The following is a 19,931-nucleotide window of genomic DNA, read 5'->3' on the forward strand; positions in this document are numbered from 1 at the left end:
GTGGAAGCAGGAAGAAAGCGTCAACCTGGAGCAAAAGTCCGCTTTTGTCCAGCGTTGTATAAGTCTTTCAGAGCGGTTCAAGAGGTTTCCGTCATCGAAGCCAGAGCAGCCTGCACATCGGCTAGCTCAACTTGATCGGTCAGCTCCGCTTGGCCAATCCAGCGCGGCAAGACAAAGCGGATCCGTCCTTGTTTAACTTTTTTGTCGGCCTGCATGACCTGCAAGACAGCCTCCCAAGGGATCCCGGCAGGCCAGTGGCTGGGCAGCCCTGCCCTCTCGATCAGGTGCCGCTGCCGTTCGGCTTCGGTGGCACTCCACCAGCCTAAGCGACGGGCAATCTCCCCGGCAGCTACCATGCCGATGGCAACAGCCTCCCCGTGTAGGTAGCGGCGGTAGCCGGTAACGGTTTCTAGGGCATGGCCAAGGGTATGGCCGTAGTTGAGGATGGCCCGCAAGCCCCCTTCGCGTTCGTCCTGCTGCACCACCCAGGCTTTGCACTCGGCACAGCGCCGCAGCAGATAGTGCAAGTCTGAGGGGGCAAAATCGGTGTAGCGGCCTAGCCTGGGCTGCTTTTCCAGAAACTCAAACAGGTCGGCGGCCTGGATGACACCGTATTTGATCACTTCGGCCAGGGCAGAGGTAAACTCCCGCCGGGGCAGGGTCTGCAACACCGTTGGATCCATCCACACCAGGCGCGGCTGGTAGAAGGCCCCAATGAGATTTTTCCCACCAGGATGGTTGACGCCGGTCTTGCCGCCAATGGCCGCATCCACCATGGCCAAAAGCGAAGTGGGCACCTGCACCCAAGGGATCCCGCGCAGCCAAGTGGCGGCGGCAAACCCAACCATATCCCCGATGACCCCGCCTCCCAGGGCAATAAGGGTGGAAGAGCGCTCCAGGCCAAAGCTCAAGGCGGCGTCGTAGATCCTGGCCACCGAGCGCAGGGTTTTGTAGCGCTCGCCAGCAGGCAAAAGAAAAAGATGGGCAGCAAATCCTGCTTGTTGCAGGCCCTGCATCAACTTTTCGGCAAAGTGCTTGGCAATGCCCGGATGGCTCACCACCAGCGCCTTGCCGGCAAGTCCTCTGGCTCGCATCTGCGATCCCAAGTGGATGAGGTTGTGGCCCCTAGGGCCTTCTGGAGATTGGATGACGATGTCGTAGGAGCCGTGGGGAAGCTTGACAGGAATCAGACAGGGATCCATGGGCGGGGAATCCAGGGTGGCACGCTCTGTTACTTCACCTTCTCCCACCTGCAGGTTAGGACGGGATCCGGCTTTAACTTGTAGTTGTGCCTCGAAGTCCTTATGATTGAGGTATAGCCTCAAAAAGTTCAAGAAGCGCTTTTGCCCCTACCGCAGGGAGGAGTTTCATGGCTGGCAACACCGGAGAACGACCTTTTGTTGACATTATTACCAGTGTCCGCTACTGGGTCATTCACGCCCTGACCATTCCCGCCTTGTTTTTGGCAGGCTGGCTTTTTGTGAGCACGGGCCTAGCCTATGATATTTTTGGCACGCCGCGCCCCAATGAGTATTTCACCGCAGAGCGTCAGGAGTTGCCCATTGTAAGCGACCGCTTCAACGCTCTTGAGCAGCTGGAGAGGTTGACGCGCTAGAACGGGGTGAGAGCAGCAACTTCGCAACTGTTACAGTTTGTAAAAGAGGCAAGGTCTGAGCGATGGCAACTAAACCAGTTACTCAACCCAATGCTGACGAGCCTGTCTTTTACCCTGTTTTTACTGTCCGCTGGCTGGCAGTGCATACTTTGGCCATCCCAACTGTTTTCTTTCTGGGAGCCATTGCGGCAATGCAGTTTATTCAACGGTGAACCCCTATGGCTGATCAACCTGAAAAGAACCCTAATACCCAGCCGGTAGAGCTAAACCGCACCTCCCTATACCTGGGCTTGTTGTTGGTGTTTGTGCTTGGCTTGTTGTTTTCTAGCTACTTTCTCAACTGAGGCGAGGGTTATCCCTACTTCTAACAGCTGAGGAAGGACTGCAGGGAGCAGTGCAAACTCATTTTTGCTGGAAGTTAGGGGTGTAATCTCCTTTCGGTTCTTTTGGAGGCCAGTTGCTATGACCAGTCAAGCAAGGATCCCCCTATGGATAGTGGCTGTGGTTGTTGGGTTGGGGGTGATTACGGTGGTTGGACTCTTCTTCTACGGCTCCTATACCGGTCTTGGATCGCCGGTGTAGTTTAGAGAAGTAGGGGAGGGCGAGGAGCAGTAATCCTCGCTCTGTTTCGTTCTACCTCGCCTGAAGGGGAGGAAGAGCTGTGTGGCGCAGCCCGCCGTCCTGTCTTATCTAGTGGGGTGGCACGGCGTCGTTAGACCAGAGCGCAAAGGTCAACCTTTGCGTACCTCTATTTTGGGGTGCCCCTTGGCTTGATTTATGGAGGGGAGGATCTCGCGCGGTAGGAGCCGTATTCTTTTGACCTAGCTGCACTTCAGCTAGGTTTTTTTACAGGATCTTAGAAACACCTGGGGGGCAGTGGTGCTGGGAAAAGCTATTTGCCTAGGAAAAAGTCAAGGACTGGGGAGGCGCAGGCAAAAACGGATCCCTTGATGAGGGTCTATATCTCTGTTAAGCGAGCATGAACTTTTTTAACGATCCGGACGGCGGCTGCTAGGAGGAGAGCTGAGGCCCCGTAGAATGAATCCCAAAATTCCAGGCAGGATCTTCGGACATGGATTACGTTCGCACCTTCAATGACGATCCCTGCGAGGGGCATCTTTCAACGCCCATTAGCGATTCTCCTGTCACCCGTCTGTTTATCAACAATCTTGCCATTAACCGCCGCGGCCTCTCTCCTCTGCTGCGGGGGCTGGAGATTGGCTTAGCCCACGGCTACTTCCTGGTGGGGCCGGAGATTCTTCTAGGCCCGCTGCGCGATTATCCTGGGGCAGCCAATTTGGGCGGACTGGTTACGGCAATGGCCATTGTGCTGCTGGGAACCGCCTGTATGTCGGCCTATGGCAGCGTTACCTTTGGAAACAAGCCAGAAACGCCAGGGGCTAATCCTTTGTCCACGGCCCGTGGCTGGGGGGATCTAACAGCGGGGTTCTTCCTAGGGGGTATGGGTGGTGCCTTTGCTGCCTACTTCCTTTTGGAGAACTTTGCCGGGATCGATGCCATCTTCCGAGGATTGGTGAATTAGTTGTCAAGCTTGTCAAGGTACTGGAGGGGAGCAAGACTATGACCGGTTCTTACGCTGCCGCTTATCTTCCTTGGATTTTCATCCCCATTGTTGGTTGGCTGCTGCCGGCAGTAGCCATGGCTGTGCTCTTTCTGTACGTTGAGCGCGACTAACTCTAGTCTCGGTGGGTCTTGGAAGAGGGATCCCTTATCCAGGGATCCCTCCCTTTTTGGCAGGAGGGTGGACTTTGGCAAAACGGCTGTTTCACCATGGAAAAGTTGCTGCTGGTAGAAGGCCAAAAGCTAAAACTGGGTTCTCAACACCATCGTCCTAACCAAGCCAAAAAGCAAGGTTACAATACCCGTTTTCTGGGCGGCCTTGGCGGCGCTGGCGTTCCCACCGCTGGCTCACCAGGAAACCCAGGCAAGTCCGGGCCGGGTAGAATCCTCTAACTCAAGGTGGCTACGGGCTGGGCTTCTACCAAAGGCTGCTGAGTCTGCAAGTCGATAATGGTGGCTAGCAGGCGTCGCGAGGCGTCGATGGCAAATTCTACCCGCAGGCGGTCTTCCCCGACTCGCCCAGGGGGCTGCAGGCGGGCCAGGCAAGCTGGCTCAGTACCAGGGGTCAGGGATCGGAAATCGGTCTGCCGGGTAAGTTGGCGGCTGCTCATGCGCCCCAGCTCGTCGTAAACCACCTCGGCTTGGGCCACTTGGGCCACTTCCCCCACATCGAGGCGAATTTCGGTCTGGCCGTCGTTGGCCACCTGCAAGATCAAGGGCTCGGAGCGCCGGCAGGGGTAGGGGCTGCCCCGCTCGAACAAAGGGTAGTAGATATAGCTTTTTTGCAAGGGATCCCAGAGGCGGATGGCGTAGCTGTGGTGGAGGCGATCCTCCAGCTTCACCTGGCAGCCCACCTGCAGGGCGCCCAGGGCCACGGCATCGAAGGGGCGTTCGCAGCGGACTTTCTTTTTGCCGAAGTAGGAGCGGAGCAGCTCTTGGACTGCCGGCAGTTGGGAGCTCCCTCCCACCAGAAGCACTTGCTCAATTTGGCTTTTGGCCAACCCCCTTGCCTGGGCGGTGAGGAGGACATCGTCTAGGGACTGGCGGATTTGATCCAAGAGCTGGTGGGCTTCTAAAATCTCCTCCAGCGCCTGCCGATCCAAGCGCAGCTCATAGGCGGTCAGGGCCTCGTCGTCAAACCAACTGCTCACGGCCTCGGGCTGGGCGGAAAGGGCAATCTTGAGCTGCTCTGCCTGCTCCAAAAGCGTGATCCAGCTCAGGGCCCCAAGCTGCTGTCGGCTCAACCCCAGTTGCCCCAGCAGGTATTCGGCAATCCAGATGTCGATGTCCACCCCGCCTACGTAGGCATCGGCTTTGGCAATCACCTCCGCCTTGAGAACGGAGTTACCTGCCTGGGGGGCCAGGGTGCGCACTAGGCTGAGATCCAAGGTGCCGCCGCCGAAATCCACCACTAGCACCACGGATCCCGGCTGGCCGACCGCATAGCCCAGGGCAGCGGCAGTGGCCTCGTCCACGATTTGAATGGGATCCCAGCCACAGGCGCCGGCCACCCTCCGCAGCCAGTTCAAGTAGCGCTCAAAGGAGCCGACAGGGGCTGTAAACACCACCTGCTGCGGCTGCAGGCCCTCCTTCTGGACAGCTTCCATCACCGCCTGCAAAAAAGCCTGGGCCACCCTCTCAGCGTCGTAGCGCTCCCCATCCAGAACTCGCGGCGGAGGCACAAACTCTGCCACCAACTCCCGCTTGAAGCCCTGAAACAGCCGCTGCGGATCCACCGCTCCCCAACGACCGGCGCGCACAGTTTCCCCTACGAGGAGCTGGTTTTTGCCCTTCACATAGACCAAGCTGGGAATGGCCGAGTGGGCTTGCTCCTGCCGGGAAAGACCGGGAAAGCTGAGCAGGCGGGGCGCTGCTTGGACGGGATCCCAAACTGCCACCACCGTATTGCTGGTCCCAAAGTCAATGGCTAGCGTCGCTTTGGAGACAGGTGCCATCAGCTCAATCCTCCGGGCAGAGAGCGGCTGACTTTGGCAGGGCAGAGGATATAGTCTCCCCGGCGATAGCCAACAAAGCGGATGTAGACGGGATCCCCTGGCCGAATATCCGGCTGATCTGGCTGGTGCAGTTGCGGGTCGAAGGGGACAGATTCAAGAGGGCTGCCGATGGGCTCATACCCCCAGTGCTGCAGCAGGGCATCCAAGGAGCGAAAGAGAGCCGTTACGTTTTGGGCCGGCCAATCGGGCTTGCGGCGGGCGATTTCGCAAACGGTGGGGTAGCTAGTAAGCAGCGGCTGCAGCAGGGAGAAGAGGACTTCCGGTGGTTCGGTGAATCCCATTTTGTCATGTCCGTTTAGGCGCAGCAGGGATCCCAAATCCCACTGCAGGGCGGCAGCCAGCTTTTGTAGTTGCTCCAGACGCAGGGATCCCCACTTCCCCTGGCGCACTTGATCGAGGGCACGGCGGCTGATCCCTGCCCGTGCTTGCAAGGCCCGCCATGAGAAGAGGCCAACGGCCCGCATGCGTTCCTGCAGCCAATTGTCCAGCGGTCTCTCGGCCATTGAATTTTGCCAGGGATCCCCACGATCATGCCGCAACTTGGGTTTGGGCTCAGGGATCCACAAGGCGCAGGGAACGGCTTATAGCTTCCACATCCCGGTCGTAGCGCTCGCGCCGGCTGGCCGGATAGACCAATTCAAAGCCAGCCTCTAGAGAGGGGCTGACGAGCTTTTTGAGGTAAAAAATCCGCTGGCCGTCTGGCTCGTAGCCGGAGACCACGAAAAAATCCCGACCGGCAACTTGATAGGTAACCCGGCGTCGGCTTTCCCGGCTGCGCTGCAGCTCCTCTTGCAGGGCGCTGGCGGGCGTTGCTTGAAGAATATTGTACCCACCCCAAACGCGCAGCTCGGCCCCCTCTTTGCCGATGAACACCTGGCCGTCGCCGCTGTCGGATTCCCCTTGGGGGACAAAATCAGCCGGATAGTCGAGGCGATAGCCAAAGCGGACATTGATGTAGGGCTGAAAGCCGGACTGGGCCAGCACCAAAAGAGCGGGTGAGGCCAGGGCCGGGATCCCTTCCCCCCCAAGGAGACCGGCGAGCAGACAGGCTAGGCAAGCAGCAGACTTCATGGTTTTGGTTTCCTCGGATCTGCGGCCATTCTAGGCTCCCTTGTCCTAACCTGCTGCTGGCAAAGGGATCCCTCACCCCCAGCCCCTCTCCCACAGGGAGAGGGGAGTAAGGAAGGGTTTCCAGCTTGTTGATTTGAGGTCGATTAAGTCTGCCGGTTGCTATCGGGGCTTTGCCCGGAGCGTAGCAGTTCAATTTTTTCTCTAGCTCGCTGGATGGCGGCGCAGTTGTCCACCGCTGCCCAGGTGGAGGCCAGAAAAAGTCCAGGGAGAGAAACTTCTCCTTCTTCATCGCTAAACAACACGCCGACAAAAATACACCACCCCAAAAAGATCATTAGCGCTTTCCATCGCCGCGTATAAATGTAGGCCGCAAAAGCCAGCAATAACGACAAAAAGACTGCCGCTCCCTGAGACTTTTGAGAAAGGGCATAGGTGCGGCGCAGCTCTTCGTCCCTGCGCTTTTGATCTTCTTGCTGGAGCAACTCTTGCAGATGCTTGTCCATAAAGGCCGCCCCCAAAATCGGACGGCCTGATCGTAAAAATCCTTGGAAGCCCCCTGTTCAAAGGTGATTTCGGCGGGATCCCACCATCCAGGGCGGCAAATAAGATAGCTTGGACAGTGGCCTTCCCGAGTTTCCATCTTCTGTAGAATAGGGAAACTTGTCTCCTATTGCCGGCTGTCAAGCCCGCGCCAATCCATTTGCCATGACCTCAACTCCTCTTGCTGCCCCTGCCACCTGGGATCCCCTTGACCCGCAGGTGCGTCCGGATCCTCGGGGCCGGTTTGGGCCGTTTGGGGGCCGGTTTGTGCCGGAAACCCTGATGAGTGCCCTCACAGAGCTGGAGGAAGCCTTTGAGCGGCATTGGCGGGATCCCGACTTTCGCGCCGAGTTTCACAGCCTACTGCGGGACTTTGTCGGGCGGCCCAGTCCCCTTTACTTTGCCCAGCGGCTTACCGAGCACTACGGCGGCCCCCAGATCTACCTGAAGCGGGAGGATCTCAACCACACCGGCGCCCACAAGATCAACAACGCCCTTGGCCAAGTGCTGCTGGCGGTGCGCATGGGCAAGCGAAGGATCATTGCCGAGACTGGCGCTGGCCAGCATGGGGTGGCCACGGCAACGGTGTGTGCTCGTTTTGGGCTGGAATGCGTCATCTACATGGGGGCAGTGGACATGGAGCGGCAGGCCCCCAATGTGCAGCGGATGCGCCTGCTGGGCGCTGAGGTAAGGGGGGTCGAATCAGGCACAGCCACCCTCAAAGACGCCCTCTCCGAGGCCATCCGCGACTGGGTAACCAACGTGGAGACCACCCACTACGTCATTGGCACGGTGGCCGGACCCCACCCCTACCCGAAGCTGGTGCGGACCTTTCACGATATCATCGGCCAGGAGACGCGACAGCAGTGTCAAGAGAAATGGGGAGGCCTGCCGGACGTGCTGCTGGCCTGTGTAGGCGGCGGCTCCAATGCCCTGGGGTTGTTCAACGAGTTTGTTCAGGATCCCCAGGTGCGGCTTATCGGCATCGAAGCTGCCGGGGAGGGCTTGCACACCTCCCGCCATGCCGCGACCCTCAGCCGCGGTCGCATTGGGGTCTTGCACGGGGCCATGAGCTACCTGCTGCAAGATGAAGAGGGCCAGGTGCAGGAGGCCCACTCCATCAGCGCTGGCTTGGATTACCCCGGTGTGGGGCCGGAGCACAGCTACTTAAAGGAGATTGGGCGGGCTGAGTACTACGCAGTTACCGACGACGAGGCGGTGGAGGCGCTGCTATTGCTGTCGCGCCTGGAGGGAATCATCCCCGCCCTGGAGACGGCCCACGCCCTGGCCTACCTGAAGACCCTGGCCCCTCAGCTTGGTCCCCAGCAGCGGGTAGTGGTCAATTGCTCTGGGCGGGGCGACAAAGATTTGAACACCGTTTTCAAGTACTTGCAGCAGCGGGGGCGCAGCCTAGCCTAGGGTCTCGCCTAGAGGAACTCAAGGCGCCTACTGAAAATGGCAGCTTGCCGGGCAAATGGAAGCAGAGCCGTTGCATGAGTTCTAAGGCCCAAGCAGACCTGTGGCTAGCCGCCGTGCTGGGCAACACCCACGTGCGCTGGGGCTGGTTTGCCGGAGAGACCCTAATCAAAGTAGAGCAGTTTCCCGCCCACCAGCCCTTGGCCTGGCCAGAAGAGACAGAGCTGTGGCTAGCTGCTGTCGGCTCTGCCCCTTTGCCGCCGGCATCTCCTTGGGTGCATTGCCTGGAGTTGTCGCAGGTGCCGCTGCGGGATCCCTACCCAAGCCTGGGGCTGGATCGGGCACTAGCTCTGTGGGCCGCTGGGATCCGCTACGGCTGGCCCTGTTTGGTCATCGACGCCGGCACTGCCCTGACCCTGACGGGAGCTGACCCTGAGGGATCCCTGGTGGGAGGGGCAATCCTGCCTGGCCTAGGGCTGCAGGCGCAAGCCCTAGCCGACCACACCGCCCGACTGCCCAAAGTGCAGTGGGATCCGGCAGATCCCTTGCCCCCCCGCTGGGCCAGGGACACCGTGGCCGCCATCCACAGCGGCATCCTTCATACGCTGCTAGCAGGATTGCGGGAGTTCCTTGCCGACTGGCGCCGCCGCTTTCCCCAAGGCCCGCTGCTGCTAACTGGCGGCGATGGCAAGCTGCTCTATCCCCACCTGCGCCCCCTCGACCCAGAGCTGCGCTGGGATCCTCACCTGGTGTTGTGGGGAATTGCCAGCTGCCGTCAGTTGCACCGCGCCGCCCAGCGGTTGCCTAGGGCAGAATAAAGCTATCAGCATAGGGGGATTTTCAACGGGATCCCATGGCCAACGGCAACACCTTCGGCGTCCTGTTTTCTGTCACCACCTACGGGGAGTCCCACGGTGGGGCGGTGGGGGTGGTGGTGGACGGCTGCCCACCGCGGCTGCCCCTGAGCGAGGCCGACATTCAGGCAGAGCTGGATCGGCGCCGTCCCGGCCAGAGCCACATCACAACTCCCCGCCAGGAAGCCGATCGCTGCGAGATCCTCTCTGGCGTTTTTCAGGGCTTTACCCTGGGCACGCCCATCCACATCCTGGTGCGCAACCAGGACGCCCGCCCCCAGGACTACAGCGAAATGGCCACCACCTTTCGCCCTTCCCATGCCGATGCCACCTACCAGGCCAAGTACGGCATCCGCAACTGGCAGGGGGGAGGACGGGCCTCAGCGCGGGAGACCCTTGGCCGGGTGGCTGCCGGAGCCATTGCCAAGAAGATCCTGCGCCTGGCGGCAGGGGTGGAGATCCTGGCCTACGTGCAGCGGGTCAAAGACGTGGAGGCCCAGGTGGATCCCAGCTCAGTAACAGCCGAACAGGTGGAAGCCAACATTGTCCGCTGCCCCGACCCAGAAGCAGCGGCGGCCATGATCCAGAAAATTGAAGCAGCAGCACGGGAAGGGGATTCCCTGGGGGGAGTGGTGGAGTGCGTGGCCCGCCATGTGCCCCGCGGCCTGGGCTGCCCGGTGTTTGACAAATTGGAAGCCGACCTGGCCAAGGCGGTGATGTCGCTGCCCGCCAGCAAGGGGTTTGAGATTGGGTCGGGATTTGCCGGCACCTACCTGACCGGCAAGCAGCACAACGACGAGTTTTACATGACTCCCAGCGGCTGGCGCACCCGCAGCAACCGCTCCGGCGGCATCCAAGGGGGCATCAGCAATGGCGAAGACATCGTCCTGCGGGTGGCCTTCAAGCCCACTGCCACTATTCGCCAGCCCCAAAACACCGTTACCCTCGACGGCCGGGAGACTGTCTTGGCGGCGCGGGGACGCCACGATCCCTGTGTCTTGCCGCGGGCAGTGCCGATGGTGGAGGCGATGGTAGCCATAGTTCTCTGCGACCATCTGCTGCGCCACCACGCCCAGTGCGGATCCCTGGTCTTGCCGGAGGTGCCCCTTCCTGTCACCGCCGCTTCCCAAGGCTAGGAGTTGCCAGCCATGGCCAAGACCAAAACCGTCTGGGAGTGCGGCCAGTGCGGCGAGCGCTACCCTAGGTTTTTTGGCCGCTGCGACAACTGTGGCGCCTGGAACACGCTGACGGAGGTAGTCGTCACCCCCTCCCCCAAGTCTAGGCCACTGCAGCGTCTTGTTCCCCCGCCTAGCCGCACCAACGGGATCCCCCAGTTAGCTCTCCCCATCACCCAGGTGTGCTCGGATCGCCACCCTCGCCTTTCCTCCGGCTTTGGCGAGTTTGATCGGGTGCTGGGGGGCGGCATTGTGCCGGGATCCCTGGTGCTCATCGGCGGGGAGCCAGGCATTGGCAAGAGCACCCTCCTGCTGCAGACTGCTGCCCACCTGGCCAAAAGCAGAACCATCTTGTACGTATCGGGGGAGGAATCGGCCCAACAGATCAAGCTGCGCGCCGAGCGGCTGGGGGTAGAAAGCGAGCAGCTCTACCTCTTGGCCGAGACCGAGCTGGAGGCCATTGTGGCCGAGATCCAGGCCCTACAGCCGCAGGTGGCGATCATCGACAGCATTCAGGCCATCTTCTGGGGGCAGCTCAGCTCAGCCCCGGGATCTGTTTCCCAGGTGCGGGAATGCGCCGGCCTGTTGATGCGAGTGGCCAAGAAGCTGGGGGTGGCCCTGCTCATCGTTGGCCATGTAACCAAGGATGGATCCCTGGCCGGGCCCAAGGTGCTGGAGCACCTGGTGGATACAGTTTTGTACTTTGAGGGGGATCGCTTCCAGAGCCACCGCCTGTTGCGCGCCGTCAAAAATCGCTTTGGGGCAGCCCAGGAAATTGGCGTTTTCGAGATGACTGCCTCTGGCTTGGTGGAGGTGGGCAATCCCTCGCAGCTTTTTTTAAGCAGTCGGGATCAGGTTACGCCGGGAACAGCTACTATCGTCGCCTGGGAGGGCACTCGCCCCTTGGTGGTAGAGGTGCAAGCCCTAGTCAGCCCCACCAGCTACAGCTCCCCCCGCCGCACTGCTACGGGCATCGAGCTCAACCGCTTCCTACAGATCTTGGCAGTGCTGGAAAAACGGGTGGGGATCCCGCTTTCCAAGTACGATGCCTACGTCGCCTCCGCCGGGGGCATCCAGGTGGCCGAGCCCGCTGCCGACTTGGGGGTGGCCGTGGCGGTGGCCGCTAGCTTCCGGGATCGCCAGGTGGATCCCTTCACGGTCTTGATTGGGGAGGTGGGGTTAGGGGGGCAGGTGCGCCCAGTGGCCCAGTTGGAGCAGCGCCTCAAGGAAGCGAGCAAGCTGGGCTTCCGCCACGCCATCATCCCCAACAGCCCCGTCTTGGCCGACGCTGGCCTGCGCCTGAGCCGAGTGCAGCGGCTGCTGGAGGCTCTGCTGGTAGCTCTGCCTAGCTCCGAGTCCGAAGCCCCACCTTGCCTTGTTGCTGAAGCCAGCTATGGGAGAACGTCCTAGAATGGAGGTTTACGAACGGCAACCGGATCCCTGGGCAGGTGGGCACACTATTAGCGTTGGCGAGGGATCGAGCTATAGCGCTGGTAGCCCTGTTTCTCTTCGTGGTGGACCTCATCGTCTCCAGCGTGAACGCCTAGGCAGAGCGCTAGCTGCTCTTCCTAGGAAATCTGGCCAAGAGGCTCCGAGTTGGCAGCCTGTAGGTGACTGCCCTATCGCTGTAGGGGGCAAAGCCGCCCTGGGGCAGGTGGCCAGGGGGCAGGGCTTCGGATCCAGTTTTTTGGTAGAATTCGGTAGCCCCTTGCGGCTGACGGGATCTAGAGAGCGGCGATCCGCAAGGTCGGCTGACTAGAAGGGTTGCAGGGTGAGGTCAACTCGTGCGAATTGCGGTTGATGCCATGGGGGGCGACTACGCTCCCGCGGAGATTGTCAAGGGCGCCCTACTGGCCCAACAGCAGCTGCAAGTGGAGATTGCACTGGTAGGTCGGCTAGAGGCCCTCGAGCCTTTTTTACCCCGGCCCCTGCCGCCTAAAGTTGCCCTCGTGCCTGCTGAGGAAGAGGTGGGCATGGCCGAAGAGCCTCTGGCGGTGCGCAGAAAGCCGAAAGCCTCCATCAACATTTGCATGCAGCAGGTGCGCGCTGGGCAGGCGGATGCAGTGGTGGCTGCCGGCAACACGGGTGCAGCAATGGCGGCCGCTTATCTCCACTTGGGTCGCTTGGCAGGGATTGACCGCCCAGCCATCGCCGCCCTTTTGCCTACCCTCAAGGGAAAGCCGGTGCTGTTGCTGGATGTGGGTGCCAACGTGGATTGCCGGCCACGCTTTTTGGAACAGTTTGCCCGCATGGGATCCCTCTACTGCCAGTGCGTCCTGGGGATTGAGAAGCCGCGGGTCGGCCTGCTCAACATCGGCGAGGAACCCAACAAGGGCAACGATCTAGCCCTAGCCACCCACCAGCGCCTGGCCCAGTTGCCAGGGATCCACTTTGCCGGCAATGCCGAGGGGCGAGACGTGTTGACCGGGGACTTTGACGTGGTGGTCTGCGACGGCTTTGTCGGCAACGCCCTGCTCAAGTTTGCTGAGAGCGTCGGCCAGGTGATCACTCAGGTGCTGCGGGAAGAGCTGCCCCGGGGCTGGCGCGGCAAGCTGGGTTGCTGGCTGCTCCAGCCTAACCTCCAGCAGGTAAAGCGGCGCATGGACTACGTGGAGTATGGGGGCGCCTTGCTGCTGGGAGTTAACGGCATCTGCGTCATTACCCACGGCAGCTCCAAGGCGCCAATGGTGTACCACGCCATTCGCCTAGCCAAAGAGGCGGCAGAGCAGAAAGTCTTGCAGCGACTGCAGGCGGAAATGGTTGACCCTCGCGAACCTGAAGCCAGCACCGAGCAGCGCCCTGGGAACGCCTCCGGTCCCTTGCCGTTGGGATCCCTGGAGCGAGGGGAAGGGTAGGGCCCATGCCCAACAACCGCCTCCCCAGCGTACACCTTGTGGGGGTAGGGGCTGCTCTTCCGGATCCCTGCCTGAGCAACGATGACCTGAGCCGGATTGTTGCCACTTCTGATGAGTGGATTTGGCCTCGCACCGGCATTCGCCAGCGGCGCATTCTGCCCCCGGAGCTGAGTGTAGTGGATCTGGCGGCCCAGGCGGCAAGAGCTGCTCTGGATCAAGCTGGGATCCTGCCGCAGGAGCTCGACTTACTTCTGCTAGCCACTTCCACCGCTGTCGATCGCTTTGGCTCGGCCCCGCGGGTGCAGGCAGCCCTGGGGGCAAGTCGGGCAGTGGCCTTTGACCTAACGGCAGCTTGTACGGGGTTTGTGTTTGCGGTGGCCACAGCGGCCCAGTTTCTGCAAACTGGGCTGTACCGGCGGGCGCTGGTGGTGGCAGCCGATGTGCTCTCTCGCGCCGTCGACTGGACAGACCGCGCCACCTGCGTTTTGTTTGGGGATGGAGCAGGGGCAGTGGTGCTGGAAGCGGGAGAGGTGGGAGCCGATGGGATCCTCAGCATTGAGCTGCGCAGCGATGGCAAGGGCAGCGAGCTACTTAGCTTGGCCATGGCCACCGAAGCTAAGCCCCTGGTGGGATCCCTGCGGGTGGGGCAGTACCGCTGTTGCCCCATCGTCATGAACGGCCGCGAGGTCTATAAGTTTGCCGTCCAGGCGGTGCCAGAGGTTATCGAGAAAGCCCTCCTTCAGGCTGGGATTCCAGCCGAGGCAGTCCAGGGCTACTTCATCCACCAGGCCAACCAGCGCATCCTCGATGCCGTGGCCAAGCGCTTGCAGCTGCAGACCCAGCAGGTGGCCAGCGTCCTGGAGCGCTACGGCAACACCTCCGGCGCCTCGATCCCCATTGCTCTAGCCGAATGGATTGGTCAAGGGCGGTTTGGTCCTGGGGATCTGGGGGTGATGGCAGGCTTTGGCGCCGGCCTTACCTGGGGAGCCATTGTCTTTCGCTGGGGCCGATGAGCTCGGGAGGGGTGGTGCTGACCATTGCCTGGATCTATCCTGGTCAGGGATCCCAAGTGGTGGGCATGGGAAGGGATCTCCAAGACTGGCCAGGAGCTGCCCAGAAGTTGGCTTTGGCGCGGGAGGTGCTGGGGTGGGATCCCTTGGCCCTTTCCGAAGAGCAGATCCACCAGACCCGCTATACGCAGCCGGCCTTGTTTACCGTGTCGGCCCTCTTGAGCGACTACCTCTATGCCCAGGGCCAGACGCCTGGCTGCACTGCTGGCCACAGCCTGGGGGAGTACAGTGCCCTCTATGCCGCTGGAGTGTTTGATTTTGAAACCGGCCTGCGGCTGGTGAGCCTACGAGGCCAACTGATGGAGCGGGCAGGGGATCCCCCTGGCAGCATGGCAGCGGTGATTGGGTTTGATCGCACCAAGCTGGAGCACCTCTGCCAGATGACCCCCAACGTTACCATTGCCAACGACAACAGCCCAGAGCAGGTGGTAATCAGCGGCTCGGTGGAGGGGGTGCAGGCTGTCTGTGAGCAGTTGCAGGCCAAGCGCACCGTTCCCCTCAAAGTCAGCGGCGCCTTCCACTCCCCTTTTATGCAGGCAGCAGCAGAAGAGTTTGCCCACCGGTTGCGGGAAGTTGAGTTTCAGACACCCCGGGTGCCGGTCTATAGCAATTGCACCGCCACGGCCAGCCGCGATCCCCAGGCCCTCAAACAGGCGCTGCTGGCCCAGATGACAGCCCCTGTGCGGTGGCGAGAAACGGTGCTGCAGATGGCTGCCGACGGCGTTCAAGAGGTGTGGGAAATTGGCCCTGGCAACGTGCTGACGGGCTTGGTGAGGCGGACAGCGCCCAGCTTGCGACGGCGCAACATCAGCAGCCTCAGCGACTACCCAGCGGGCAGCTAGAGCCCAAAGCGTTGGGATAGAGGCGGCTACTTCCGTGCTATGTGTAGTCGAGGGGGACGTTAGGGGCAACCATGGCAGGCAACTCCATTCGCTTTGGCACCGACGGCTGGCGAGCAGTCATTGCCGAGGGCTTTACGTTTCAGAACTTGGCCCTTGCCGCCCAAGCCAGCGCCCAGGTGTTGGCCCGCACCTATCCTGGGGAAGGGATCCTCATTGGCTACGACAACCGTTTTCTCTCTGAACGCTTTGCGGCCCACGCAGCTGAGGTGGTGGCTCGACTGGGGATCCCCGTCTACCTCTCCGCCTGTGCGGCCCCAACGCCGGCCTTTAGTTGGGGAGCCAAAGAGCAGGGCTGCCATGGCGCCCTGGTAATTACCGCCAGCCACAACCCACCCCACTATTCCGGCCTTAAGGTCAAAGGTGGCTTTGGCGGCTCTGTGCCCCCAGAGGTCACCGCTGCCATTGAGCAGGAGCTGGGCAGCCTGCAGCCCCTGGGATCCACCCGCGCTCCTATTCACACCTGGGATCCCTGGCCCGGCTACCTGGCTCAGCTTAGTCGCTTTGTGGATCTAGAAAAGCTTAGAAGCTCCCCAGCCAAGATCTGGGTGGATGTCATGTTTGGTTCCGGCGCCGGTGGCCTCAAGCGGCTGTTGGGGGAGAAGGTGATTGAATTGCAGGCGCGGCGGGATCCCTTGTTTGGCGGAGTCTCACCGGAGCCGCTGCCGCAAAACCTGCAGGCTTCTGCCCAGCTCATTGCCGCCGATCCTGCCCCCTTGAAAATCGGCTTGGTCTTCGATGGCGACGCCGACCGCATTGCTGCCCTCGACGGACAAGGCCATTTTCTCAGCCCCCAGGTGCTCATCCCCATCCTCATCGACCACTTGGCGGGGCGGCGCGGGCTGCGGGGGGAAGTCGTCAAAACCCTCAGTGGCTCGGAGCTGTTTGTCAAGGTGGCCGGGCGCTATGGCCTGCCGGTTACGGAAACACCCGTGGGCTTCAAGTACATTGCCGAGCGCATGCTGAGCACCCAGGTGTTGCTGGGGGGAGAGGAATCGGGTGGCATTGGCTACCTGGGTCACATCCCCGAGCGGGATGCCCTGCTTTCGGCGCTGTACTTGATCGAAGCCGTTACCGAAACCGGGCAAGACCTGAGCGCCCTCTACAGAGCTTTGCAGGAACGAGAGGGGTTTAGCTCGGTTTACCAGCGCCGCGACCTGCCCCTAGGGGATCAAAGTCAACAAACCCAGCTATTCCAACGGCTGCAGAGGGATCCCCCGTCTGAGATTTTGGGACAGAAGGTGATCAAGCATTTCGACAAAGACGGCCACAAGTTTACGCTTGCCGACGGCAGTTGGGTGATGATCCGCGGCAGCGGCACTGAGCCTCTGCTGCGGCTGTATGCGGAAGCCCAAACCGCGGAAGCAGTGAACCATCTTTTGGATTGGGCGGCTGGGCTGCTCAGCAAAAAGGTGGGAGAAAACTGAGGCCTCCCACCATCTCTACTTCCAGAGTTTGCGCCACCGTTTCAAGCAGTTGCTTCCGTTGTCTTGGCCTTGGCTCGGTCAAAAGTGCCTGGCGGCTCGTAGACAAATTCAAACAGGTTGCCATCGGGATCCTTGCCATAGAAGGAGGCGGTACCGTCTCGGTGGGTGTGGATCTCGCCCACCGGGATCCCCTGGGATTGCAGGCGCCGATGGTGCTCCTCCAGCTCCTCCCTAGTGCTGAAGACAAAGCCAAAGTGGGGCCCTGCCGCCCGGTAGCCTGGACCCAACAGCGCCAGCCCGTCGTCCCCAGCTTTCATGTAGGCCCAGTCGGGATCCTTCCAGACATTGACCATCCCCAACTTTTCGTAGAACTCTACCGCTTTGGAGACGTCTCCGACACGGATGGCAACATGTCCCAGTTGCCTAAGTGCCATATCCTCCTCCTTGCTCAATCCCTATAGCCCAGCATAGCCTGCGCAGGGGATCCCCTTCCCCCCCAGGAACGGGGAACTTTGTGTGATACAGAGCTAACCTTGCAGACAACCGGCGCTTATCCCATTGGCTGCTTGGCCAAGAAGCGCTCTAGTTCGTCTAAGGCCTCTGCATCCATCTTGGTTTGCATGGGGCAGAACTTAGGCCCGCACATCGAGCAAAACTCTGCCGTTTTGTAGATATCTGCCGGCAAGGTCTCGTCGTGGTATTCGCGAGCTCGCTCTGGATCTAGGGACAACTCAAATTGTCGATTCCAATCAAAGTTATAGCGGGCTCTAGCCATCTCATCGTCGCGATCCCTGGCCCCAGGCCGATGGCGGGCAATATCCGCAGCATGAGCAGCAATTTTGTAGGCAATGAGGCCATTGCGCACGTCCTCTGCATTGGGTAAACCCAAGTGTTCTTTGGGGGTGACGTAGCAAAGCATTGCCGCCCCATACCAACCGGCCAAGGCCGCCCCAATAGCAGAGCTGATGTGGTCGTAGCCGGCAGCAATATCAGTAACCAAAGGTCCCAAGACGTAGAAGGGAGCCTCGTCGCATTCCTCCATTTGCTTGCGCACGTTAAACTCAATTTGATCCATCGGCACGTGCCCTGGCCCTTCCACCATCACCTGCACATCGTGCTCCCAGGCCATGCGGGTCAACTGGCCCAGGGTTTTTAGCTCGGCCATCTGGGCCTCGTCAGAGGCATCGTGCAAGCATCCCGGTCGCAGGGCATCGCCCAGGCTAAAGGAAACGTCGTATTTCTTGAAGATCTCGATGATGTCGCGGAAGCGGGTATAAAGCGGATTTTGCTTGTGGTGGACCAACATCCAACGGGCTAGGATCCCGCCGCCGCGAGAAACAATGCCCGTTAGCCGGTTGCGCACCAGCGGCAAATGTTGAATGAGGATCCCAGCATGGATGGTCATGTAGTCCACCCCTTGCTGAGCCTGCTTTTCGATAATGTGCAAAATATCCTCTTCTGAAAGCTTTTCGACATTGCCATGGACGCTTTCTAGAGCTTGGTAGATAGGTACCGTGCCGACAGGAATTGGCGAGGCTTGGATAATGGCCGTGCGAATTTCATCCAAATTGCCGCCGCCGGTAGACAGATCCATAACCGTGTCGGCGCCGTATTTGATGGCCAACTTTAGCTTTTCCAGTTCCTCAGCCAAGCTGGAAGAGGTGGGGGAAGCGCCGATGTTGACGTTGACTTTGCAGCGGGAAGCAATCCCAATGCACATCGGCTCGAGGTTGGTGTGGTTGATGTTGGCGGGGATGATCATGCGACCCCGAGCTACTTCCGAGCGGATGAGTTCCGGGGGCAGCTGCTCCCGGCGAGCCACATACTCCATCTCTTCGGTAATGATGCCCTGGCGGGCATAGTGCATCTGAGTAACGTTTGCTTGCCCACGACGGCGGGCCACCCATTCGCTGCGCATGGCCTAACTCCGGTGCTTGCTTGCCTACGCTGGTAAGAATCAGATCAGGTTCTGAGGAGGGGAGCCCCCAGATACCTCTAGCGTGCTGTGATCCTATCACCGAATTTTGGGACTTTCCGAAATCTAACAAAGGCTCAGAGGGAGCGTTGAGACCAACGGGCTATTGCGCAGAGGAACTCTCGCCTGGCTCCGGCAGGTAGAGTCGGTCTTCTGAGGCATCGTATTCAAAGAGCTCTGCATAGCGGCCCCAGTCAATGGCAGTGGCAAACTGCCGCTCGGCCTCTTCATGCGGGAAATGCTCGTCCCAGAGATCCAAGAAGAAGTCCGCCCGCATGGAGCGGCTGTTTTTTTCTTCCAGAGTCTGCAGGATGCTGCGGAACACGGGCACCCGTGCCAGTAGCTGTTGCCGGAAGAGATCCTTGCTGCGCAGGATGGTGGTGTTGGCAAAGTCTTGGCCAATCTCGGTGAGTTGGACCACCCTGCCGGTTACCTCGGCAAAGCCCAACAGCACTGCTGCATCCAGAATCGGCAGCAGGTCGTCTACGGCCAGTTGCAGCCGTTCAGCCAGCTCGGCAATTTCCACCCGTGCCTGCGGCCATTCCACAATGAGCTCCAGCAGACCGCTGATGCCGCCCACCCGCGCGTGGGGTAGAGGCAAGGCGTAGGGGGAGGGGGCCCTGGGGACAGCCACCTCACTGGTTACCGGGATCTCCGGATTGGTCATGATCTCGTAGATGTAGTCCACCAGGGACTTAAATCGGGGATCCGTACGTTCATGGGGTCGCGGCAGGTCGATTTTCACCTCTCCCCGGATCCGCCCTGGTTTGGAGCCCAGGATCACTACCCGATCCGCCAAAAACACCGCCTCTTCGATGTTGTGGGTCACGATGAGAATGCTCTGGGAAGGGAAGGCGTGGGTGTTCCACAGCTCGTCGATCTCCCCCCGCAGGTTCTCCGCTGTCAGCACGTCCAGGGCGCTGAAGGGCTCGTCCATGAAAAGCACCTTCGGCTCCAAGACAAAGGCGCGGGCAAAGCCCACTCGCTGCTTCATGCCCCCCGAGAGTTCCTTGGGGTAGGCATTCTCAAATCCATCCAGCCCCACCAGGTCGATGGCCTTGAGAGCCTTTTGCCGCCGGATCTCGCGCGGGATCCCTTGCGCTTTTAGCCCCAGCTCCACATTTTCTTGTACTGTCAGCCACGGCAGAAGGGCAAAGCTTTGAAACACCATGGCCACGTCGGGGTTGGGGCCGCGCAGGGGTCGGCCATTGCTCCACACCTGCCCTTGGCTAGGGGGGATCAAGCCTGCCATGATGCGCAGCAGGGTACTCTTGCCGCTGCCGCTGCGCCCCAGCAGAGCCAAGACTTCCCCTGCCCGCACCTCCAAATCAATCTGGCTTAAGACTGTAAACTCTCCCTTGCCCTCGGGCAAAGGAAAGCGCTTGTAGACGTTCTCAACCTTAATCAAAACAGGAGAAGTTGCCGAGCTCATAGAAAG

22 protein-coding genes are annotated in these 19,931 nt (G+C 60.5%); 14 read left to right on the top strand and 8 right to left on the bottom strand.

The window, feature by feature from the left end; translation table 11 throughout:
* Positions 1-77: 77 nt before the first annotated feature.
* Positions 78-1,202: a 3-dehydroquinate synthase gene (gene aroB, locus NW814_RS09560; protein WP_414406143.1), complete on the bottom strand. Its 1,125-nt coding sequence runs from the start codon at positions 1,200-1,202 to the stop codon at positions 78-80.
* Positions 1,203-1,369: 167 nt separating this feature from the next.
* On the opposite strand from aroB, the gene psbE reads away from it, so the two are divergent.
* The 6 genes from psbE to NW814_RS09590 all read left to right on the top strand — a co-directional run bounded on the left by psbE (position 1,370) and on the right by NW814_RS09590 (position 3,310).
* Positions 1,370-1,615, top strand: coding sequence for a cytochrome b559 subunit alpha (gene psbE, locus NW814_RS09565; protein WP_414360519.1), 246 nt, complete (start codon positions 1,370-1,372; stop codon positions 1,613-1,615).
* Between the two features lie 62 nt (positions 1,616-1,677).
* The gene (psbF, locus tag NW814_RS09570) at positions 1,678-1,827 is read left to right on the top strand and encodes a cytochrome b559 subunit beta (protein WP_414406122.1); all 150 of its coding nucleotides are present in this window, start codon (positions 1,678-1,680) and stop codon (positions 1,825-1,827) included.
* A 6-nt stretch (positions 1,828-1,833) separates the two neighbouring features.
* On the top strand, positions 1,834-1,959 hold the full coding sequence (locus tag NW814_RS09575; protein WP_414395556.1) for a photosystem II reaction center protein L: 126 nt from the start codon (positions 1,834-1,836) through the stop codon (positions 1,957-1,959).
* Between the two features lie 118 nt (positions 1,960-2,077).
* Positions 2,078-2,197: a photosystem II reaction center protein J gene (locus NW814_RS09580; protein WP_414395554.1), complete on the top strand. Its 120-nt coding sequence runs from the start codon at positions 2,078-2,080 to the stop codon at positions 2,195-2,197.
* Between the two features lie 490 nt (positions 2,198-2,687).
* Positions 2,688-3,158, top strand: a complete 471-nt coding sequence (locus NW814_RS09585) for a photosystem I reaction center protein subunit XI (RefSeq protein ID WP_414395552.1) — start codon at positions 2,688-2,690, stop codon at positions 3,156-3,158.
* 38 nt (positions 3,159-3,196) lie between these two features.
* Positions 3,197-3,310: a photosystem I reaction center subunit VIII gene (locus NW814_RS09590; RefSeq protein ID WP_414395550.1), complete on the top strand. Its 114-nt coding sequence runs from the start codon at positions 3,197-3,199 to the stop codon at positions 3,308-3,310.
* 275 nt (positions 3,311-3,585) lie between these two features.
* Here NW814_RS09590 and NW814_RS09595 read toward each other — a convergent pair whose 3' ends face one another.
* From NW814_RS09595 to NW814_RS09610, 4 genes are all read right to left on the bottom strand, one after another.
* On the bottom strand, positions 3,586-5,151 hold the full coding sequence (locus NW814_RS09595; RefSeq protein WP_414406123.1) for an Hsp70 family protein: 1,566 nt from the start codon (positions 5,149-5,151) through the stop codon (positions 3,586-3,588).
* Positions 5,151-5,714, bottom strand: coding sequence for a helix-turn-helix domain-containing protein (locus NW814_RS09600; RefSeq protein WP_414406124.1), 564 nt, complete (start codon positions 5,712-5,714; stop codon positions 5,151-5,153). Before NW814_RS09600 ends, NW814_RS09595 begins: the two co-directional genes overlap by 1 nt.
* Positions 5,715-5,763: 49 nt before the next feature.
* A complete protein-coding gene (locus NW814_RS09605; protein WP_414406125.1) occupies positions 5,764-6,282 on the bottom strand; it encodes a hypothetical protein in 519 nt (172 codons plus the stop codon).
* A 143-nt stretch (positions 6,283-6,425) separates the two neighbouring features.
* Positions 6,426-6,785: a hypothetical protein gene (locus NW814_RS09610; protein WP_011429249.1), complete on the bottom strand. Its 360-nt coding sequence runs from the start codon at positions 6,783-6,785 to the stop codon at positions 6,426-6,428.
* A gap of 202 nt (positions 6,786-6,987) precedes the next feature.
* Here NW814_RS09610 and trpB point away from each other — a divergent pair, with 202 nt between their 5' ends.
* The 8 genes from trpB (at position 6,988) to NW814_RS09650 (ending at position 16,518) form a co-directional block, all read left to right on the top strand.
* Positions 6,988-8,241 carry a tryptophan synthase subunit beta gene (gene trpB, locus NW814_RS09615; RefSeq protein ID WP_414406144.1) on the top strand — a complete coding sequence of 418 codons (1,254 nt, stop codon included), beginning with the start codon at positions 6,988-6,990 and terminating at the stop codon, positions 8,239-8,241.
* A 74-nt stretch (positions 8,242-8,315) separates the two neighbouring features.
* Positions 8,316-9,056 (top strand): pantothenate kinase, encoded by a 741-nt coding sequence (locus NW814_RS09620; protein WP_414406126.1) that lies wholly within the window; start codon positions 8,316-8,318, stop codon positions 9,054-9,056.
* Between the two features lie 35 nt (positions 9,057-9,091).
* On the top strand, positions 9,092-10,228 hold the full coding sequence (aroC, locus tag NW814_RS09625; RefSeq protein ID WP_414406127.1) for a chorismate synthase: 1,137 nt from the start codon (positions 9,092-9,094) through the stop codon (positions 10,226-10,228).
* Positions 10,229-10,240: 12 nt separating this feature from the next.
* Positions 10,241-11,677: a DNA repair protein RadA gene (gene radA, locus NW814_RS09630; protein ID WP_414406128.1), complete on the top strand. Its 1,437-nt coding sequence runs from the start codon at positions 10,241-10,243 to the stop codon at positions 11,675-11,677.
* A gap of 374 nt (positions 11,678-12,051) precedes the next feature.
* Complete coding sequence (plsX, locus tag NW814_RS09635; protein WP_414406129.1) at positions 12,052-13,122, top strand: phosphate acyltransferase PlsX; 1,071 nt, start codon at positions 12,052-12,054, stop codon at positions 13,120-13,122.
* A gap of 5 nt (positions 13,123-13,127) precedes the next feature.
* A complete protein-coding gene (locus tag NW814_RS09640; protein ID WP_414406130.1) occupies positions 13,128-14,135 on the top strand; it encodes a beta-ketoacyl-ACP synthase III in 1,008 nt (335 codons plus the stop codon).
* A gap of 17 nt (positions 14,136-14,152) precedes the next feature.
* A complete protein-coding gene (fabD, locus tag NW814_RS09645; protein WP_414406145.1) occupies positions 14,153-15,034 on the top strand; it encodes an ACP S-malonyltransferase in 882 nt (293 codons plus the stop codon).
* 71 nt (positions 15,035-15,105) lie between these two features.
* A complete protein-coding gene (locus tag NW814_RS09650; RefSeq protein WP_414406131.1) occupies positions 15,106-16,518 on the top strand; it encodes a phosphoglucomutase/phosphomannomutase family protein in 1,413 nt (470 codons plus the stop codon).
* A 41-nt stretch (positions 16,519-16,559) separates the two neighbouring features.
* Here NW814_RS09650 and NW814_RS09655 read toward each other — a convergent pair whose 3' ends face one another.
* The 3 genes from NW814_RS09655 to NW814_RS09665 all read right to left on the bottom strand — a co-directional run bounded on the left by NW814_RS09655 (position 16,560) and on the right by NW814_RS09665 (position 19,925).
* Complete coding sequence (locus NW814_RS09655) at positions 16,560-16,952, bottom strand: VOC family protein (RefSeq protein WP_414406132.1); 393 nt, start codon at positions 16,950-16,952, stop codon at positions 16,560-16,562.
* Positions 16,953-17,068: 116 nt separating this feature from the next.
* Positions 17,069-18,436, bottom strand: coding sequence for a phosphomethylpyrimidine synthase (thiC, locus tag NW814_RS09660; RefSeq protein WP_414395526.1), 1,368 nt, complete (start codon positions 18,434-18,436; stop codon positions 17,069-17,071).
* Between the two features lie 160 nt (positions 18,437-18,596).
* The gene (locus tag NW814_RS09665; protein WP_414406133.1) at positions 18,597-19,925 is read right to left on the bottom strand and encodes a nitrate/sulfonate/bicarbonate ABC transporter ATP-binding protein; all 1,329 of its coding nucleotides are present in this window, start codon (positions 19,923-19,925) and stop codon (positions 18,597-18,599) included.
* Between the last annotated feature and the right edge of the window lie 6 nt (positions 19,926-19,931).

The sequence above is a fragment of the Synechococcus sp. R65.1 genome (genome assembly GCF_047461755.1).
Taxonomy (GTDB): Bacteria; Cyanobacteriota; Cyanobacteriia; order Thermostichales; family Thermostichaceae; genus Thermostichus.

Bases quoted from the DNA above. Each gene is read 5' to 3' on its own strand.
- aroB (WP_414406143.1), bottom strand. From the start codon at position 1,202: ATGGATCCCTGTCTGATTCCTGTCAAGCTTCCCCACGGCTCCTACGAC.
- psbE (WP_414360519.1), top strand. From the start codon at position 1,370: ATGGCTGGCAACACCGGAGAACGACCTTTTGTTGACATTATTACCAGT.
- psbF (WP_414406122.1), top strand. From the start codon at position 1,678: ATGGCAACTAAACCAGTTACTCAACCCAATGCTGACGAGCCTGTCTTT.
- NW814_RS09575 (WP_414395556.1), top strand. From the start codon at position 1,834: ATGGCTGATCAACCTGAAAAGAACCCTAATACCCAGCCGGTAGAGCTA.
- NW814_RS09580 (WP_414395554.1), top strand. From the start codon at position 2,078: ATGACCAGTCAAGCAAGGATCCCCCTATGGATAGTGGCTGTGGTTGTT.
- NW814_RS09585 (WP_414395552.1), top strand. From the start codon at position 2,688: ATGGATTACGTTCGCACCTTCAATGACGATCCCTGCGAGGGGCATCTT.
- NW814_RS09590 (WP_414395550.1), top strand. From the start codon at position 3,197: ATGACCGGTTCTTACGCTGCCGCTTATCTTCCTTGGATTTTCATCCCC.
- NW814_RS09595 (WP_414406123.1), bottom strand. From the start codon at position 5,151: ATGGCACCTGTCTCCAAAGCGACGCTAGCCATTGACTTTGGGACCAGC.
- NW814_RS09600 (WP_414406124.1), bottom strand. From the start codon at position 5,714: ATGGCCGAGAGACCGCTGGACAATTGGCTGCAGGAACGCATGCGGGCC.
- NW814_RS09605 (WP_414406125.1), bottom strand. From the start codon at position 6,282: ATGAAGTCTGCTGCTTGCCTAGCCTGTCTGCTCGCCGGTCTCCTTGGG.
- NW814_RS09610 (WP_011429249.1), bottom strand. From the start codon at position 6,785: ATGGACAAGCATCTGCAAGAGTTGCTCCAGCAAGAAGATCAAAAGCGC.
- trpB (WP_414406144.1), top strand. From the start codon at position 6,988: ATGACCTCAACTCCTCTTGCTGCCCCTGCCACCTGGGATCCCCTTGAC.
- NW814_RS09620 (WP_414406126.1), top strand. From the start codon at position 8,316: ATGAGTTCTAAGGCCCAAGCAGACCTGTGGCTAGCCGCCGTGCTGGGC.
- aroC (WP_414406127.1), top strand. From the start codon at position 9,092: ATGGCCAACGGCAACACCTTCGGCGTCCTGTTTTCTGTCACCACCTAC.
- radA (WP_414406128.1), top strand. From the start codon at position 10,241: ATGGCCAAGACCAAAACCGTCTGGGAGTGCGGCCAGTGCGGCGAGCGC.
- NW814_RS09640 (WP_414406130.1), top strand. From the start codon at position 13,128: ATGCCCAACAACCGCCTCCCCAGCGTACACCTTGTGGGGGTAGGGGCT.
- NW814_RS09650 (WP_414406131.1), top strand. From the start codon at position 15,106: ATGGCAGGCAACTCCATTCGCTTTGGCACCGACGGCTGGCGAGCAGTC.
- NW814_RS09655 (WP_414406132.1), bottom strand. From the start codon at position 16,952: ATGGCACTTAGGCAACTGGGACATGTTGCCATCCGTGTCGGAGACGTC.
- thiC (WP_414395526.1), bottom strand. From the start codon at position 18,436: ATGCGCAGCGAATGGGTGGCCCGCCGTCGTGGGCAAGCAAACGTTACT.
- NW814_RS09665 (WP_414406133.1), bottom strand. From the start codon at position 19,925: ATGAGCTCGGCAACTTCTCCTGTTTTGATTAAGGTTGAGAACGTCTAC.